This window comes from Tenebrionibacter intestinalis, from assembly GCF_016632365.1.
Classification (GTDB): domain Bacteria; phylum Pseudomonadota; class Gammaproteobacteria; order Enterobacterales; family Enterobacteriaceae; genus Tenebrionibacter; species Tenebrionibacter intestinalis.
Genome location: NZ_JAEPBH010000035.1, coordinates 24,084 through 41,421 on the forward strand (window position 1 = coordinate 24,084; position 17,338 = coordinate 41,421).

Sequence of the window (17,338 nt, forward strand, 5' to 3'; positions counted from 1 at the left end):
ACGCTGATTGATCGGTGCCGTCAATGCGCAAATTTCACGCCAGTTTGACAATTTTTAATCACTTTCGTCCTCTTACTGTAAAAGTAAGCACGTAAGCGCAGCAAAGCCACGCGTACACTCATTGCGCGCGGCACGGCTTTTTTAGCCCGTTTGCCCGTTTTCAGGGCAGGCGTGAAATTTGCCCGGACACCCCCTGCGTCGCCTGTTGCCAGGCCCGGGACAGCGTAGAAACCATCGCATCGTAACCATCCTGCTCCTGTTTGAGCTCAACCCAGAACGGGCGCTTGCTTATCTGCCCACGATGATAAAGCAGCCACTCGCCGCTGACTATCACACGCCCGTCATAGCGACCGTGAAAACCGGTAACATTCACGCTAAGCACATCCTGTTCGCTGCCCAGCGGTTGGGATGAAATTACCCACCCCGGCAACTGCGCGCTCAGGTTAGCGACCAGCGTATTGCGCAGTTGCTGATCCAGCGGGCTGGCCCACAGGTTTTGTGTCGCGATAACATACTGAACATCCGTGGTCTGATACGCCACGCCGTTACCGGCAAGGAAATCAGGTACGGTGACCTGGTCCACCCATAATTGATGATTGCTCAATGTCTGGCTTTGCGCGACCGGCTGAGCGACAACCGGTAGCTGATAGTATGTTTTATCTTCACTGCTGCTGCACGCGCTCAGCGCGGCAGCCACAGCGAACGCGAGCCATTTTTTCATTGCTTCGCCCTCTTTGGCTGGGGATCTTTTCTATCTTTAGCTTCAAATACCAGCGCGTTGCTCTTATCGTTGAGCGTACGCAGTACCGGTTGAAGTTCACGCAACACCTGATCCAGGCGCTGCATATCGGCCACCATCTTGTTATAGGCCGCAGACCCCGGCTGGAAGCCTTTCATGCTGCGGTTTAGCTCTCTTAGCGTCTGTTGCATATCCTCAGGCAACTTCTGCATCGATGCGCTACCGGCAATTTTATTGATGCTATCAAGCGTCTTTTGCAACTCACGCATTGTGCGCTGGCTTTCACTCAGAACGCTGGTCGCCTGATTGATTATCGGGTTAAGCGGCAAATTGTTAATCTTATCCAGCGCATCCATAAGCTTCTGCTGAATCTGCGCCAGCCCGCCGGAAACCGTCAGTATTACCGGATAACCGCCAACGTTTGGTTGTTTATTTACCGCAGGCGCTTTCGGGTAGAAATCGAGATCGACATAGAGCGCGCCGGTAACAATATTGCCAGTCTTAAGCGAACCGCGCAGGCCATTTCGGAGCAGCTCAGACAGATGTCCCTGGATATCCGGATCTTCGCCCAGTTGGTTCTGAATCCGTTCCGGCTCAATGCGGATCAGCACCGGAATACGGTAATCCGCGTTCAATTTCTGATCCATACCCGGCACTGAGAACGGAACCTGAGATACGCTGCCCAAACGAATGCCCCGAAACTCGACCGGCGCCCCCGGCTGCAGGCCGCGAATCGAATCTTTAAAGAACAGCAGGTAGTCAATATGTCGCGTGAACAGTGAATCCTGAATGCTGCGCCGGTCGTCATAAAGTTTAAACTCGCTGCGCTCCGCCACCGGTTCGCCCAACGACGATCCTTCCGGCACGTCAAAACTCACGCCGCCGCTAAACAGCGTCGTGAGCGATCCCATTTCCACGCGCATGCCGGATGAGGACATGTCCACCGCGATACCGCTGTCTTTCCAGAAACGCACATTACTGGTAACCAGACGGTCATTCGGCGCGCTGATAAAGAGTTGATACTGCATGCTGCGTTTGTTGGCATCAAAGCTGCTGGTTTCCACCGAGCCGACGCGATAGCCGCGAAACAGCACCGGATCGCCCGGCGACAGTTGCCCGGCCTTGTCGCTGTCAAGCACAATACGAATGCCTTTAGCATCCGGCGAAGCAAGCGGCGGTGAATCGAGCAATTCATACTCTCCCGGCGCAGCGCCTGCCGTACCCGGCTGAAGCTCAATATAAGCGCCAGACAACAGCGTGCCCAGCCCGGTCACCCCTTCGCGGCCGATGGCAGGTTTAACAACCCAGAATACCGAATCCTTATGCAGCAGCTTTTCCATGCCCGCATTCAGACGCGCCTTTACTTCTACATGATGCAGATCGTCAGAGAGCACCGCGCTTTCTACCACGCCCACATCCACGCTGCGGCTTTTTATTGCCGTTTTACCGCCAACAATGCCTTCTGCATTGGTGGTAATCAGCGTCACTTCCGGCCCCTGATGGCTGTAGTGATAAAACAGGATCCACGCGCCAATAAGCGCGGTAATAATCGGGAAGATCCACACTGGCGACCAGCTTCTGATCTTACGCACCTGCGCCTCCCCGCGGTTACTTTCCATGCTCAGCAAGCTCCTTATGGCTTGATTGTGCCGCCCTGTCCCACGACAGCCGCGGGTCAAACATCATGGCGGCCAACATTGTTACAATGACCACCAGAGCAAACATTAAGGCTCCCATAGCGGGATAAATATTCATTAACGCACCCATACGCACCAGCGCAGAAAGTACGGCAATCACAAAGACATCAATCATTGACCAGCGTCCAACAAATTCCACTACTTCATAAATCTTGTGCATCCGCTCACTGTCACGCCGCCCGTAACCTTTGGCATCCAGGCACAACCAACCGATGGCCACCATCTTTAGCGTCGGCACCATAATACTGGCGATGAAAATCACCATCGCCACCGGGTACGACCCCTCGCTCCACAGCAGCACGACGCCGGCGAGAATGGTCGAGGGCATTTTGTCGCCCAACAGGTCGGTAATCATGACGGGCAGGAGGTTTGCCGGCAGATAGAGAATGATGGAGGTTAACAGCAACGCCAGCGTCCATTGCAAACTGTTATGGCGACGCACATATCCCTTCACATGACAACGCGGGCAAACAGACTGCTGCGCCGCCACTATCGCGGTGCAGCACAAACAGGCGCGAAGCCCCTGCGGCATACCCATTTTGCCTGCTTCAAGCGGCTGTCGCACCGCAGGCGCAGGGGCGAGATCATCCCACAGCCACCGTCGGTCCACGCACTGAAAGGCGCGCAACTGAAGTATGCAAAACAGGCACCACGGTAAAAAGCCAGGCCCGATACCGATATCGCCGTAGGCCATCAGCTTGACAAAGCTCACCAGCACACCCGCGAGAAAAATCTCCGCCATACCCCATGTTTTTAGCTGGAACAATACACGGGCAAGCACGCGCGATACCCTGAAAGTCACAGGGATACGGTTGACCAGCAGCAAAATGCCGAGCAGGCAAGTTGCCGGCGCCAGTTGAACAAACAGCACAAAAAGCGTACCGAGGCTGGCGTAATCTTCGGAAAACATGACGCCAGGGATCGCCTGTAGCGTAATTTCGCTGACGACGCCTGCGACTTTCATATTAACGAACGGAAATAAATTAGCGAGCAACAGCATAAACAGCGCCGCCAGAGCGTAAGCCGTCGGGCGCTGACGCGGCGCTTGCCATTGCGTCGTAAGCGTTGTCGAGCAGCGTGGGCAACAGGCTTTTTCTCCCGCCGTCAAAGGCGGCAGCGCCACCAACAAATCACACTGGGGGCACAAAATATGTCGCGAAGCGTGGTGCTGTTCACACATGCCGGGATTCTCCCTTATCCACCGTTTTTCAACGACTCAAGATATTCCCAACGTTCGAATGCCGTTTCAAGCGCCTGTTCGGCGGCCGCTAAATCTGAAAGCACTTTTTGCGTTACTTCATGAGGCTGATTAAAAAAATCAGCATCGCTCACCCGGGCCTGCAACGCCTCCAGCCCGGCCTCCAGATCTTCCATTTTTTGCGGCAATGCTTCCAGCTCTCGCTGCAGGTTGTAGCTGAGCTTGCTTGCAGGCGCGCCGCGCTTAGCCGGTTCATTTTTCACCGGCGTTTTTTTCTCTTCAGCTTTTGGCGCTGCGCTCTGACGCAGCGGTTGCGTATACGCCTGCTGTTCACGGGCGTCATGGTAGCCCCCCACATATTGCCCGATGCGGCCTTCGCCTTCAAAAATCCAGCATTCGGTGACGGTGTTATCCACAAACTGACGGTCATGGCTGACTAATAAAACGGTGCCCTGATAGCTATCAATCAGCTCTTCGAGCAGCTCAAGGGTTTCCACGTCCAGATCGTTGGTCGGTTCGTCAAGAATCAGTAGATTGCTGGGCCTGAGGAACAAGCGCGCCAGCAGCAGGCGGTTACGTTCACCGCCAGAAAGCGCGCGCACCGGCGTCATCGCGCGTTTCGGATGGAACAAAAAGTCCTGCAGGTAGCTCAGTACGTGGCGCGGTTTACCATTGACCACAACCTCCTGCTTGCCTTCAGCAAGGTTATCCATCACCGTACGATCGGGATCAAGCGCTGCCCGATGCTGATCGAAATAGGCAATTTCAAGCTTCGTTCCGGTATGTACACGCCCGGCTACGGGCGCCAAATCGCCAAGCATTAGCCTGAGCAAGGTGGTTTTGCCGCAGCCGTTCGGGCCAACTAACGCAATCTTGTCGCCGCGCTGCACCTGTGCGCTGAAATTTTTTACCAGCGTACGCTCGCCAATGCCATAGCTGAGATTTTCCATCTCAAAGACTATCTTGCCGGAGCGGGACGCTTCTTCCACCTGCATTTTCGCCGCTCCCATAACGTCCCGGCGCTCGCTACGCTCGCGGCGCATCGCCTTCAGGGCGCGAACGCGGCCTTCGTTGCGGGTACGGCGCGCCTTAATGCCCTGGCGAATCCACACTTCTTCCTGCGCCAGCTTGCGGTCAAACTCCGCATTCTGCAATTCTTCCACGCGTAGCGCTTCTTCTTTATCCAGAAGGTAACGATCGTAATCACCCGGATATGAAATCAGCTTTCCGCGATCGAGATCGACAATACGCGTCGCCATATTGCGGATAAAGGCGCGATCGTGGGAGATAAAGACAATAGTGCCGCCAAACGATTTCAGGAAATTTTCCAGCCAGTCGATAGTTTCTATATCAAGATGGTTGGTTGGTTCATCAAGCAACAGTACGCGCGGCGAACTGACCAACGCACGTCCAAGGGCGGCTTTACGCAGCCAACCGCCTGAGAGCGAAGAGAGCGGCATATCAGCCTCCAGCCCAAGCTGCGCCACCACCTCGCTAATACGGCTTTCCAATTGCCACAGCCCTTGGTTATCCAGCGTTTCCTGAATCTTCGCCAGCGCGTTAAGGTTCTTTTCACTGGGGTCGGCCATCACCGTCTGCGACAGGCGATGGTAATCCTTCAGATATTCAGCCTGCTCCTGCACGCCTTCAGCCACAAAGTCATAGACGCTGCCGGAAACATTACGCGGCGGATCCTGTTGCAGGCGGGCGACAATCAGATCCTGTTCATAAATAATCTTTCCATCATCAAGCGGTACTTCCCGGTTGAGTATCTTCATCAGGGTTGATTTACCGGCGCCGTTACGCCCTACCAGACACACGCGTTCGTTATCTTCAATATGAAGTTCAGCGTTATCCAGAAGCGGCGCATCGCTAAAGGAAAGCCAGGCGCCATGCATACTTATTAAAGACATGTTTTATTCCTTGCCGACGTGGGTAATCAGCCAGCAGTTGTGGATCTGGCGGTTGCGGGCAAAATCCGGGGACTGCGTTTTCTGCGTAATTTCACGCGCGTTTAGCCCAATTTCTGCCAATCCCTCAATATCCATGCGAAACCCGCGTTTGTTATTCGAGAACATAATGACGCCGCCTGCGCGCAGCAGGCGTTTGAGATCGCGCATCAATTGAATATGATCGCGCTGCACATCAAACGCCGACGCCATTCGTTTAGAGTTTGAGAAGGTTGGCGGATCGATAAATATCAGATCGAAACGTTCGTCGCAGTCGCGCAGCCAGCTCAGGCAGTCAGCCTGAATCAGGCGATGAGCGCGCCCGCTCAGACCATTAAGGCGCAGGTTGCGTTCGGCCCACTCCAGGTAAGTGCGGGACATATCTACCGTGGTCGTAGAGCGTGCGCCCCCTAACCCGGCATGGACGCTGGCGCTGCCGGTATACGAGAACAGATTCAGGAAATCTTTACCGCCGCTCATTTCACCCAGCATACGCCGCGCAATGCGGTGATCCAGAAACAGGCCGGTATCGAGGTAATCGGTGAGGTTAACCCACAGGCGCGCATCATATTCACGCACCGCCATAAAATCACCCTTCTCAGCCATTTTCTGATACTGATTTTTCCCCTTCTGACGTTCGCGGGTTTTCAGCACCAGCTTATTCGTGGCGCAGCCCAGTACCGTGAGCGTTGCAGCAATCACGTCAAACAGGCGCTGGCGCGCCTTCTGCGGCTCGACCGTTTTCGGCGGCGCGTACTCCTGAATCACCACCCAGTCGGCGTAGCGATCCACGGCAACGTTATATTCCGGCAGATCAGCATCATAGAGGCGATAGCATTCAACGCCTTCCTGACGCGCCCACTTCTCCAGCTTTTTCTGGTTTTTACGCAGACGGTTGGCAAAATCGCCAGCAATATCAACCGGCTGAGCGCCAGAGGGGTTTTCAGCCAAACGGTAGTTCTTCTGTACGCAGTCAAGCGGGCCGTTTTTGGCCTTAAATTGCCTGTCAGCGCGCAGTTGCAGGCAACTGAGCAGCTCCGGCGAGGCGCTAAACAGCGACAGATTCCAGCCGCCAAATTTAGCTTTCATAATACGCCCCAGCAGGCTATGCAAAGCAATTAACGCCGGTTCGCTTTCAAGGCGTTCCCCGTAAGGCGGGTTGCTGATAACTGTTCCGCACGGCCCCTGCGGCTGTGGGTTTTCCAGTTGCGCTACGTCTCTTACGTCAAAGCGAATCAGACTGGCCAGACCGGCACGACGGGCGTTAACGCGCGCCAGTTCAATAACGCGCGCATCGCTATCAAAGCCATAAAAGCGTGAGCCATAGTCGGACAGGCCGCGGCGCGCGCGCTCCTTCGCTTGCGTGGTTACCGTTTTCCAGACCTCCTCATCATGCTTTTGCCAGCCATGAAAGCCCCAGCGGGTGCGATGCAGACCTGGCGCACGATCGGTTGCCAGCATTGCGGCTTCAATCAGTAGCGTGCCGGAACCGCACATCGGATCCAGCAGCGCCGTGCCGGGCTGCCAGCCTGAGCGCAACACAATCGCCGCCGCAAGGTTTTCCTTCAGCGGCGCCGCGCCGGTGCGATCGCGATAGCCACGCTGGTGCAGGCCTTCGCCGCTCATATCCAGCGCAATGCTGGCGACATCTTTATTCAGCCACACGTTAACGCGCAGATCGGGCATTTCACGATCGACATTGGGGCGCGGCAGGCTTTTACGGGTAAAGGCGTCCACAATGGCGTCTTTCACTTTCATTGCGCCATACTGGCTGTTGCGAATTTGCTCATTTAACCCGCTGAAGTGTACAGAGAACGTCGCCCCCGGCGCCAGAATCGACGGCCAGTCCAGCGCCTGTACCCCCAGATAAAGATCGAGATCGCTGTAAACTTTGCACTCGCTAAGCGGCAGCAAAATACGCGACGCCAGGCGACTCCACATCAAACTCTGATACAGCAGACGCATATCGCCCTGGAAATGTACCCCTCCCTGGACCACCTGGCAGTCCCGGGCGCCCAGGTTTTCCAGTTCGCTTTTAAGCAGTTCTTCAAGCCCGCGCGCCGTGCTGGCAAACAGAGAATTCATAGTCTCACTTACTGATAAGGAAAATTGCCGCGCATTATAGCTAATCCAGGTCACATATCCTAAAGTTGGCCTTTTATTTCTGCCTGCGGAGGGCCACATGCTTTCACTTAACCGGGTTTACATATATCCCGTCAAATCTCTGCGTGGCCTGCGCGTCTCCCACGCCGCAGCCGGTATCAGCGGTCTGAATTTCGACAGACATTTTATGCTGACAAATACCGACGGAACGTTTATTACCGCGCGCCAGTACCCGGAAATGGTGCTGTTTACGCCCGTTATGCTGCCCGACGGCCTGTGCCTGTATGCGCCTGACGGCAGCGCGGCCAGCGTGCGTTTTACCGATTTCCACCCCCAGGAGGCTCCAACTGAAGTCTGGGGTAACCATTTCACTGCCCGCATCGCACCTGCCGACATCAACCGCTGGCTGAGCGGCTTCTTTAATCACAACATTGAGCTGCGCTGGATTGGGCCGCAGCCGACGCGACGCATCAAAGACCATCAGCAAATTCCGCTCGGCTTTGCCGACGGCTTTCCGTATCTGCTTACCAGCGAAAGCTCGCTGCGCGATCTTCAAAAACGCTGCCCGGCCGGGGTACAAATGGAGCAATTTCGTCCGAATCTGGTCGTGACCGGCGCCGAGGCGTGGGACGAGGATCGCTGGCGCGTAGTGCGCATCGGCAATGTCATTTTCGACGTCGCCAGGCCCTGCTCCCGCTGCGTGCTCACAACCGTTAATCCACAGCGTGGACATAAGCACGGCGCAGGCGAACCGCTCGCAACATTACAACGTTTTCGCACTGGTGAAGATGGCAATATTAACTTTGGGCAAAACCTGATTGCCCGCAACAGCGGGCTGGTACGCGAGGGAGACAGATTCGAAGTGCTTGAAACTGGCGAAGCACCGGTTTACGGCGCCGGCATAATTGAAGATACGCGCAAACCACGGGCAGAAGCCGTCTCACAATTTAGCCTGCAGTGGAATGACCGGCAGTGGCAGGGCAATAACCAGCAACCGCTGCTGGAGCAACTGGAAAGCCAGGGAATACGCGTTGCGTGGTCATGCCGCGCCGGCGTGTGCGGGGGATGTCGTATACGGCTGCTGGAAGGGGAAGTGACGCCGCTGAAAAAGAGCGCCATTGCCGAAGATGGCACAATTTTGTGCTGTAGCTGTATTCCGGCCGGGCCGCTGCGGCTGAGCGAAGCTTAAACGGCTTCGCGCGCCAGCGCCTGCTGTACCGGCATCGGACGCAGGCGATCGTTCATAATTTTTATCGCATCGCCAAGCAGCATGGTACGCCCGGCAAGGCAAAGCGACGGCTGCGCCAGCAAACACAGCGAGGCGCTGCCGGCAGCCTCGACGACCAGCAGGTTGACCTGCTGATAATTATCGCAGATCCAGACGCTGGCGGCATCGCCCTGCGCAGGCTGCCAGATATCGGCATAAGACATAAAGTGCCAGCTTCTCGGCATCTGCGGTTTGAGAAAGCGGATGGCCACCAGCGCATTAAGCACCAGCTCCGCTCGCTGGTCAGAGGTTAATTCCAGTTCGCGCGCCTGCTCCTCAAAAGAAAAATAGAGCGCCGCGTCATCAACGCAAAACTCACAGTGGGTAAAGGCATCCGGGGTGAGCATTTTACCGGGGAAACGCGAACGAAAGACCATGCCATTGGCCAGATCGAGCATCATACGATCGTGCCCTTTATCAAAATACCAACGCCAATTATCGTCCGGTTTAATGCGCATAATCCTAACCCCTGACTTTTGCCTACGCTATTTTGTTATAAGCTCGCGCTTCGCTTTAAATTGCTCACCTAAAAGAAAAGACCATAATGCCCAAATAAGCAACAAGCCGTGGAATATAATGTAACCAGGGCCAAAAATAAAGCCCCGGAAACCGTTATCAGAGATGTTTAAGTATCTCTTTTATTAGCGTCGGTCCTTTATAAATGAAGCCGGAATATATCTGTACCAGGGTCGCGCCAGCGGCCAGTTTTTCACGCGCGGCAATGGCGGAGTCGATGCCGCCCACGCCGATAATCGGCAGGCGGCCATTTAATTCCTGCGCCAGGCTGCGAATAATTTCCGTGCTTTTTTGCAGCAGCGGCCTGCCGCTTAAGCCGCCGGCTTCATTGCTATATTTCATGCCGCTTACGAGCGTGCGATCGAGCGTTGTATTTGTCGCAATCACACCATCAATATTATGACGAACCAGGCTATCGGCGACCTGAATCAATTCTTCCGTGGTCAAATCCGGGGCAATCTTAACGGCAAGCGGCACATATTTATGATGAGCCTCATGAAGCGCCTGCTGCTTATTTTTTAGCGCAGAAAGAAGATCGTCGAGCGCTTCTCCATACTGTAGTGAACGCAGACCGGGCGTGTTCGGCGACGAAATATTAATCGCGATATACCCGGCATAAGGATAGATTTTTTCCATACAAATCAGATAGTCATCTTTCCCCTGCTCAACCGGCGTATCTTTATTTTTACCAATATTGATGCCAAGAATGCCGTTAAAATGCGCCTTTTTAACGTTTTCAACCAGGTTATCCACACCGAGGTTATTAAAGCCCATACGGTTGATTAAACCTTCGGCTTCCACCAGACGAAACAGGCGCGGCTTATCGTTACCGGGCTGCGCGCGCGGCGTTACAGTGCCAATCTCAATCGAGCCAAACCCCATCGCGCCCAGCGCATCAATGCATTCGCCGTTTTTATCCAGGCCGGCGGCAAGGCCGAGCGGGTTTTTAAACGTCAAACCCATACAGGCGACCGGTTTATCCGGCACGTTCTGGCGCACCAGCCACTCAAACGGCGTACCCGTCACGCGGCGTAATTGCTGGAAGGTCACTTCATGAGCTCGCTCAGGATCGAGCTGAAACAGGGCTTTACGAACAAAGGGGTAGTACATGAACTCTCCTTGGATTCCCGGTATGCAAACCGGGGCCGTATTATTCAGGATCGCACGCCGAATGTGAATTGACCTGTCGCAAAAAAGCGCTAACTGCATCTGCTTTACGCTATGTTGCGCGTAAACCATAAAGACGCTTTTTTAACCGTCTTTACGCCGGGAGCGTACTGACCGGCATACAGAGGCGTCACATTTTTCGCCGCGTCGCTATTTACACGCCAGTAAAAAATTTGTTAACAAGCGCCGGGCCGTACAGATTCGTCCCCGGCGCCTGGAAAATAAGATAACGGGATGATTTGCGCATGTTTAAGTAAAAAGGGAGCAAAACTGCGTTTTGCCCCCCTTTGATATCAATCTGCGGTCCCAGCCAGAGCCTGGCTTCTTATCACAAGGGGTGAATGACTACGCCAGCGCTTTCATCACTTTTTCATACAGGTCGCCGGAAAGATTCGGCAGCGCCTTTAGCGTCTGGAGCGCTGTACGCATCAATGTCTGGCGATGCTCATCATAGCGCTTAAAGCGGATTAGCGGCTCAACCAGACGCGATGCTATCTGCGGATTACGGCTGTTTAGCTCGCTCAACATCTCGACCAGAAACTGATAACCGCTGCCGTCCGGCGCATGGAACGCCGCCGGGTTGGCGCTGACAAACGCCCCAATCAGCGAACGCACGCGGTTCGGGTTGCTCATAGAAAACGCGCGATGCGTCAGCAGCATACGCACGCGCTTTAGTACATCGGCTGCCGGGCTTGTTGCCTGTAACGCCAGCCATTTATCCATTACCAGACCATCCTGATGCCATTTATCATCATATTCGGCCATCAACGTATCGGCACAGGGCAGTTGCGCCGCTACCGCCGCAGACAGCGCAGCTATGGCGTCAGTCATGTTATCCGCGCCGTAATACTGCGCGCTCACCAGCCTCTGCGCCAGCGTCTGTTCTCCAAATGCCAGATAGCGCAGGCAGGCGTTTCGCAGCGCGCGTTTACCGATATCGCCATGATCGATTCGGTACGTCTTCACGGCCATCGCGTTATAAATCGCCAACAGCTCATCCGCGAGTTCCTGCGCCAGCGCGCGAGTCAGCGAGTCATGAACCGCCGCAATCGCCTGCGGGTCGATAACCTCAAACAGCTCGGCCATTTCATTCTGGGTTGGCAGCGTCATAATTTCCGCCGCCAGCGCCGGGTCGATGGTTTCATCAAGCAGTATTGCGCGAAAAGCGTCCGCTACATGCTGAGGCAATGACAGCGGCTGCCCCTGTTGTTGACGCGCCACATTAAATCTGACAACGGCCGCCAGCAGGCTCTGAGCCGCATCCCAGCGTGAGAAATCATTACGCGCATGGCGCATCAGAAAGGTTAACTGAGCATCGCTCCAGTTATATTCCAGCTTCACCGGCGCAGAAAACTCGCGCAGCAGGGATGGCACCGGCCGGGAATGGACATTATCGAATACAAACGTCTGCTGCGCCTGAGTGACGTTCAGTACGTGGTGTACAGGATGCCCGTTGTGCTGTAACGGGATGATTCGACCTTCGCCATCGTAAAGCTCAATATCAAACGGAATATGCAGCGTCAGCTTCTCCTGCTGATCGGCCGTCGGCGGCGTACGCTGAGCGATAGTGAGCGTATATTGCTTCGTTTGCGGATTATAATTATCCTGCACTGAAACGATGGGCGTACCAGACTGGCTGTACCAGCGGCGGAAATGGGAAAGATCAATGTTTGAAGCGTCTTCCATAGCCTGCACAAAGTCGTCGCAGGTGGCAGCGCTACCATCGTGACGCTCAAAATAAAGCTGCATGCCTTTCTGGAAGTTAGCCTCGCCCAGCAGCGTGTGCAGCATACGAATCACCTCCGCTCCCTTCTCATACACGGTCAGCGTGTAAAAGTTATTCATTTCAATAACTTTATCCGGCCGAATGGGGTGCGCCATTGGGCTTGCGTCTTCGGCGAATTGCATACCGCGCATCGTGCGTACATTGCTGATACGGTTCACCGCGCGGGAACCGAGGTCGGAACTAAACTCCTGGTCGCGAAATACCGTCAGGCCCTCTTTCAGGCTGAGCTGGAACCAGTCGCGGCAGGTAACGCGATTGCCCGTCCAGTTATGGAAATACTCATGGCCGATAACGCGTTCAATATTCAGATAATCTTTATCCGTCGCGGTATCAGCGCGCGCCAGCACGAATTTAGAATTAAAGATATTAAGGCCTTTATTTTCCATCGCTCCCATGTTGAAGAAATCAACGGCGACAATCATGTAAATATCCAGATCGTACTCAAGGCCGAAGCGGGTTTCATCCCACTTCATCGAATTTTTTAGCGACGCCATCGCCCAGCCGGCGCGATCGAGGTTACCGCGATCGACATACAGCTCCAGCGCGACTTCACGCCCGCAGCGGGTAGTAAAACTATCCCTCAGCACATCAAAATCGCCCGCCACCAGCGCAAAAAGGTAGCACGGCTTTAAAAAGGGATCCTGCCACTGCACCCAGTGACGGCCGTCATCCAGCTCGCCCTGCGCAATACGGTTGCCGTTTGACAACAAACAGGGGTAGCGCGTGCTGTCTGCGATAATTTTTGTGGTAAAGCGCGCCAGGACATCCGGACGATCCAGATACCAGGTGATATGGCGAAACCCCTCGGCCTCGCACTGGGTACACAACGCTTCACCGGACTGATACAGCCCTTCCAGCGCGGTATTGGCCGCCGGGCTGAGGGTGTTAATCACCGTCAGCGTGAAGGTGTCAGGCAGGTTATCAATAACCAGCGCTCCATCCTGTAGCCGGTAATCCCGCCAGTCACGGTCGTCTACTTTCAGCGCTATTAGCTTCAACTCTCCGCCATCCAGCCGCAGCGCGGCTGGATGGCTCCCCTGACGTTGCACCCGGCTTATGGCCGTTACCGTAGTACGGGCGGCATCCAGCTCGAACGTCAGGTCTATATCTGTAATCGTGAATTCCGGCGCAGTGTAGTCGCGACGGTATTTCGCCTGTGGCTGCTGTGTCATAAAAGGGCCTTTTATATCATCCGTAAGTAACGACAGTCAGTCTATTCCTGTTGTTGCGATGTTGCCACGGCGATCCGTCTTTCTGCGCAACACATCAGCAAGTTTGCGCTAACCGCGTAACAGGCGGCACAATTTGCCCTCGACCCATCGAGGCAGTTATGTTGTGATTCTGGTTCAATAAACTAATAATCAGGGTATACTCCTGCGTCTTTGTCTGTTTAGCACCGATGAAACGCTCCTGTGAGAGGTTGCCGCGACGCGCCATGACACGATACGCTTCCCCGATACTGCAAACGCTGTTGGATACCGATGCCTACAAGCTTCATATGCAGCAGGCGGTTTTTCACCACTATGATGATGTCAATGTCGCAGCGGAATTTCGCTGTCGTGGTGACGATCTGCTGGGTATTTATGCCGGCGCCATACGCGAACAGGTTGAGCAGATGCAGCACCTTGCCCTGACGGACGAGGAATTTCGCTGGCTCTGCGCCCTTCCTTTCTTTAAAGACGACTACCTGAGCTGGCTTCGCCAGTTCCGCTATAACCCGGATCAGGTAAAAATCAGTAGCCAGAACGGCAAGCTTGATATCCGTCTGACCGGCCCCTGGCGCGAAGTCATTATGTGGGAAGTACCGCTGTTAGCCGTTATTAGCGAAGTGGTACATCGCTACCGTTCGCCGCAGGCAAGCGTTGAGCTTGCGCTGGAGCGACTGGAAACCAAACTTGCAGATCTGGCGAAAATTACCGCGGACCTCGATATGAGCCGGTTTCGTCTTATGGATTTCGGCACCCGCCGCCGCTTCTCGCGCGATGTGCAGCAGGCCATCGTTGAGCGTTTGCAACAGGAACCGTGGTTTATCGGCACCAGCAACTACGATCTCGCACGCCGCCTGAATTTAACGCCAATGGGCACCCAGGCGCACGAATGGTTTCAGGCCCATCAACAAATCAGTCCGGTACTGGCTAACAGCCAGCGCGCGGCGCTGGAAGCCTGGCTTAAAGAGTATCCGGACAGGCTGGGCATCGCGCTTACCGACTGCATCACTATGGACGCCTTTCTGCGCGATTTCGGCCGCGAATTCGCCACCCGCTATCAGGGGTTGCGCCATGATTCAGGCGATCCGGTGCAGTGGGGCGAAAAAGCCGTCGCGCACTATGAAAAACTGGGTATCGATCCCCTCAGTAAGACGCTGATTTTTTCTGATAACCTGGATTTCCCCAAAGCCGTCAGCCTTTACCGGCACTTCGCTTCACGTGTGCAGTTAGGTTTTGGTATCGGTACCCGATTAACCTGCGACATACCAGGCGTAAAACCGCTTAATATTGTAATTAAGCTGGTGGAATGTAACGGCAAACCGGTCGCTAAACTCTCAGACAGCCCGGGAAAAACCATCTGCGAAGATAAAGCGTTTGTCCGCGCGCTACGCAAAGCGTTCGATTTGCCTAAGGTAAGCAAAGCCAGCTAATTTTAGGGCGCGCGAGCTGCGCCCTGCCTGTCTTTTTCTTTTCTGCATCGTGCGAATTCTGCTTGCCCGATAGCCGCCAGTAGGTAACATAAGTAACCCCCTGTTACAGGGTAAACTTTATTTCCCGGCCCTTAGCCAATTAACGGGATCGGAACATGACGTTTCTGCGGCTTCGTTTTGCCCGCCGGACGCCGGGATATCACACTGACTTTTAAAGAGAGAAAAATATGAGCGTTGTGCCTGTAGCTGACGTACTCCAGGGTCGCGTCGCCGTTGACAGTGAAGTCACCGTGCGCGGATGGGTACGCACACGTAGAGATTCTAAAGCCGGTATCTCCTTCCTTGCCGTTTATGACGGTTCCTGCTTTGATCCCGTACAGGCCGTCATTAATCATTCTCTGCCGAATTACCATGAAGACGTGCTGCGTCTGACTACCGGCTGCTCCGTTATCGTGACCGGTATCGTCGTCGCCTCTCCAGGCCAGGGCCAAAGCTTCGAGATTCAGGCAACGCAGGTTGAAGTGACGGGCTGGGTTGACGATCCGGACACTTATCCAATGGCCGCCAAGCGCCACAGCATCGAGTATCTGCGTGAAGTCGCGCACCTTCGCCCGCGTACCAATCTGATTGGCGCGGTAGCGCGCGTTCGCCATACGCTGGCGCAGGCGCTGCATCGCTTCTTTGACGAGCAGGGCTTTTTTTGGGTTTCCACACCGCTTATTACGGCATCCGATACGGAAGGCGCAGGCGAAATGTTCCGCGTTTCCACGCTGGATATGGAAAACCTGCCGCGCACCGATAAAGGCCGCGTGGATTACGATAAGGACTTTTTCGGCAAAGAAGCTTTTTTGACCGTATCCGGACAGCTTAATGGCGAAACTTACGCCTGCGCGCTGTCAAAGATTTACACCTTCGGCCCCACTTTTCGCGCCGAAAACTCCAATACCAGCCGCCATCTCGCCGAGTTCTGGATGCTGGAGCCTGAAGTCGCGTTTGCCAACCTCAACGATGTCGCTTCACTGGCGGAAGCCATGTTGAAATACGTCTTCAACGCTGTGCTGCAGGAGCGGCGCGACGACATGCAGTTCTTTGCCGAGCGCGTTGATAAAGAAGCCATTGAACGCCTGGAGCGTTTCGTAGCGGCCGATTTCGCGCAGGTAGACTACACCGATGCGGTAGCTATCCTGGAAAAATGCGGCGAACCATTTGAAAACCCGGTGTACTGGGGCGTGGATTTAGCTTCAGAGCATGAGCGCTATCTGGCCGAAAAGCACTTTAAAGCGCCAGTGGTAGTAAAAAACTATCCGAAAGATATTAAGGCGTTTTACATGCGTCTTAATGAAGATGGCAAAACCGTGGCGGCAATGGATGTACTGGCGCCGGGCATCGGCGAAATTATCGGCGGCTCCCAGCGTGAAGAGCGCCTGGATGTACTGGATGCCCGCATGGCGGAAATGGGGCTTAATAAAGAAGATTACTGGTGGTATCGCGATCTGCGCCGCTATGGCACCGTGCCGCATTCCGGCTTCGGGCTTGGCTTTGAGCGCTTGATTGCCTACGTAACCGGCGTTCAGAACGTTCGTGACGTTATCCCCTTTCCACGTACGCCGCGTAACGCGAATTTCTAAACAGCAACTGACTGAAAGGGCCTGCGTCACGCTGTAATGCCAGTCAGTTAAGCCTGTTTGTAAATAACGATTCCTGTTAATACAAAAATCCACGGCATATTGAGGCCCGTTATATCGGGCCTCTTTTTTTGCTCTCAGCATCCCTGTTCGCTTTAACGCGTACAGGCTTACGCACAGAGCGCTGACGTCTGCTGACAGGCGGGCTGAGGCGAAACAGAACGCCGGGACGGCCGCAAGCTGGCGGTGGACGCACCGCGAAGCGGTGGTGATTTTACTGTATCGCAGGCCTTTGCCAGAAGAGCCGCAGCGGCCTGTGTTACCCGCCGCCTGCCCCGTTACTTTATTCGAACCCCTTATAATGGGGTGTTAGCCAGCCAGACCCGGCATGATTACTGCCCCCAGTCGTCCATGATCCGGGGGGTGATGTCACCGGGTCTGGTGGGGCGCTGGTAACCGCTAACAGGAGCCAGGTCAGGCATTTTACGCCGGGACCGTCTGTAAAGTGGATGCCGGTACCTGCTCCCCGTGGTTATCTGGTTAACCCGTATAAACCAGGAGACAGAATGACCGAATCCAGCGATTACGAATCAGTCCAGGTGAACCGCACCGGTTTTCCTGGAGAGAGCTAAGACAGGAAGCTCAGGCTGCCA

Annotated in this window: 11 protein-coding genes; 3 read left to right on the forward strand and 8 right to left on the reverse strand. The window is 54.7% G+C overall.

What is annotated here, in order from left to right; all coding sequences use genetic code 11:
- Positions 1-160 precede the first annotated feature (160 nt).
- The 5 genes from pqiC to rlmKL are packed head-to-tail and all read right to left on the reverse strand — an operon-like array spanning position 161 to position 7,668.
- The gene (gene pqiC, locus JJB97_RS13400) at positions 161-721 is read right to left on the reverse strand and encodes a membrane integrity-associated transporter subunit PqiC (protein ID WP_238714501.1); all 561 of its coding nucleotides are present in this window, start codon (positions 719-721) and stop codon (positions 161-163) included.
- On the reverse strand, positions 718-2,358 hold the full coding sequence (pqiB, locus tag JJB97_RS13405; protein WP_238714502.1) for an intermembrane transport protein PqiB: 1,641 nt from the start codon (positions 2,356-2,358) through the stop codon (positions 718-720). Before pqiB ends, pqiC begins: the two co-directional genes overlap by 4 nt.
- The gene (gene pqiA, locus JJB97_RS13410; protein WP_238714503.1) at positions 2,348-3,616 is read right to left on the reverse strand and encodes a membrane integrity-associated transporter subunit PqiA; all 1,269 of its coding nucleotides are present in this window, start codon (positions 3,614-3,616) and stop codon (positions 2,348-2,350) included. The genes pqiB and pqiA overlap by 11 nt, the downstream gene beginning before the upstream one ends.
- 14 nt (positions 3,617-3,630) lie before the next feature.
- The gene (locus JJB97_RS13415; RefSeq protein ID WP_238714504.1) at positions 3,631-5,547 is read right to left on the reverse strand and encodes an ABC transporter ATP-binding protein; all 1,917 of its coding nucleotides are present in this window, start codon (positions 5,545-5,547) and stop codon (positions 3,631-3,633) included.
- A 3-nt stretch (positions 5,548-5,550) separates the two neighbouring features.
- Positions 5,551-7,668 (reverse strand): bifunctional 23S rRNA (guanine(2069)-N(7))-methyltransferase RlmK/23S rRNA (guanine(2445)-N(2))-methyltransferase RlmL, encoded by a 2,118-nt coding sequence (rlmKL, locus tag JJB97_RS13420; protein WP_238714505.1) that lies wholly within the window; start codon positions 7,666-7,668, stop codon positions 5,551-5,553.
- A gap of 97 nt (positions 7,669-7,765) precedes the next feature.
- Between rlmKL and JJB97_RS13425 the strand changes: the two genes are divergently transcribed.
- A complete protein-coding gene (locus JJB97_RS13425) occupies positions 7,766-8,875 on the forward strand; it encodes a YcbX family protein (RefSeq protein ID WP_238714506.1) in 1,110 nt (369 codons plus the stop codon).
- On the opposite strand, the gene JJB97_RS13430 is transcribed toward JJB97_RS13425, so the two are convergent.
- The 3 genes from JJB97_RS13430 to pepN form a co-directional block, all read right to left on the reverse strand.
- A complete protein-coding gene (locus tag JJB97_RS13430; RefSeq protein WP_238714507.1) occupies positions 8,872-9,411 on the reverse strand; it encodes a cell division protein ZapC in 540 nt (179 codons plus the stop codon). The genes JJB97_RS13425 and JJB97_RS13430 overlap by 4 nt on opposite strands.
- A gap of 157 nt (positions 9,412-9,568) precedes the next feature.
- Complete coding sequence (gene pyrD, locus JJB97_RS13435) at positions 9,569-10,579, reverse strand: quinone-dependent dihydroorotate dehydrogenase (protein ID WP_238714508.1); 1,011 nt, start codon at positions 10,577-10,579, stop codon at positions 9,569-9,571.
- Positions 10,580-10,981: 402 nt separating this feature from the next.
- Positions 10,982-13,594: an aminopeptidase N gene (gene pepN, locus JJB97_RS13440; protein ID WP_238714509.1), complete on the reverse strand. Its 2,613-nt coding sequence runs from the start codon at positions 13,592-13,594 to the stop codon at positions 10,982-10,984.
- 263 nt (positions 13,595-13,857) lie between these two features.
- Between pepN and pncB the strand changes: the two genes are divergently transcribed.
- Together pncB and asnS are read left to right on the forward strand one after the other, a co-directional pair.
- The gene (gene pncB / locus JJB97_RS13445) at positions 13,858-15,060 is read left to right on the forward strand and encodes a nicotinate phosphoribosyltransferase (protein ID WP_238714510.1); all 1,203 of its coding nucleotides are present in this window, start codon (positions 13,858-13,860) and stop codon (positions 15,058-15,060) included.
- Between the two features lie 227 nt (positions 15,061-15,287).
- The gene (asnS, locus tag JJB97_RS13450) at positions 15,288-16,688 is read left to right on the forward strand and encodes an asparagine--tRNA ligase (RefSeq protein WP_238714511.1); all 1,401 of its coding nucleotides are present in this window, start codon (positions 15,288-15,290) and stop codon (positions 16,686-16,688) included.
- Positions 16,689-17,338 lie beyond the last annotated feature (650 nt).

Excerpts from the sequence above, each read along its gene's own strand:
- pqiC (WP_238714501.1), bottom strand. The coding sequence starts at position 721 with ATGAAAAAATGGCTCGCGTTCGCTGTGGCTGCCGCGCTGAGCGCGTGC.
- pqiB (WP_238714502.1), bottom strand. The coding sequence starts at position 2,358 with ATGGAAAGTAACCGCGGGGAGGCGCAGGTGCGTAAGATCAGAAGCTGG.
- pqiA (WP_238714503.1), bottom strand. The coding sequence starts at position 3,616 with ATGTGTGAACAGCACCACGCTTCGCGACATATTTTGTGCCCCCAGTGT.
- JJB97_RS13415 (WP_238714504.1), bottom strand. The coding sequence starts at position 5,547 with ATGTCTTTAATAAGTATGCATGGCGCCTGGCTTTCCTTTAGCGATGCG.
- rlmKL (WP_238714505.1), bottom strand. The coding sequence starts at position 7,668 with ATGAATTCTCTGTTTGCCAGCACGGCGCGCGGGCTTGAAGAACTGCTT.
- JJB97_RS13425 (WP_238714506.1), top strand. The coding sequence starts at position 7,766 with ATGCTTTCACTTAACCGGGTTTACATATATCCCGTCAAATCTCTGCGT.
- JJB97_RS13430 (WP_238714507.1), bottom strand. The coding sequence starts at position 9,411 with ATGCGCATTAAACCGGACGATAATTGGCGTTGGTATTTTGATAAAGGG.
- pyrD (WP_238714508.1), bottom strand. The coding sequence starts at position 10,579 with ATGTACTACCCCTTTGTTCGTAAAGCCCTGTTTCAGCTCGATCCTGAG.
- pepN (WP_238714509.1), bottom strand. The coding sequence starts at position 13,594 with ATGACACAGCAGCCACAGGCGAAATACCGTCGCGACTACACTGCGCCG.
- pncB (WP_238714510.1), top strand. The coding sequence starts at position 13,858 with ATGACACGATACGCTTCCCCGATACTGCAAACGCTGTTGGATACCGAT.
- asnS (WP_238714511.1), top strand. The coding sequence starts at position 15,288 with ATGAGCGTTGTGCCTGTAGCTGACGTACTCCAGGGTCGCGTCGCCGTT.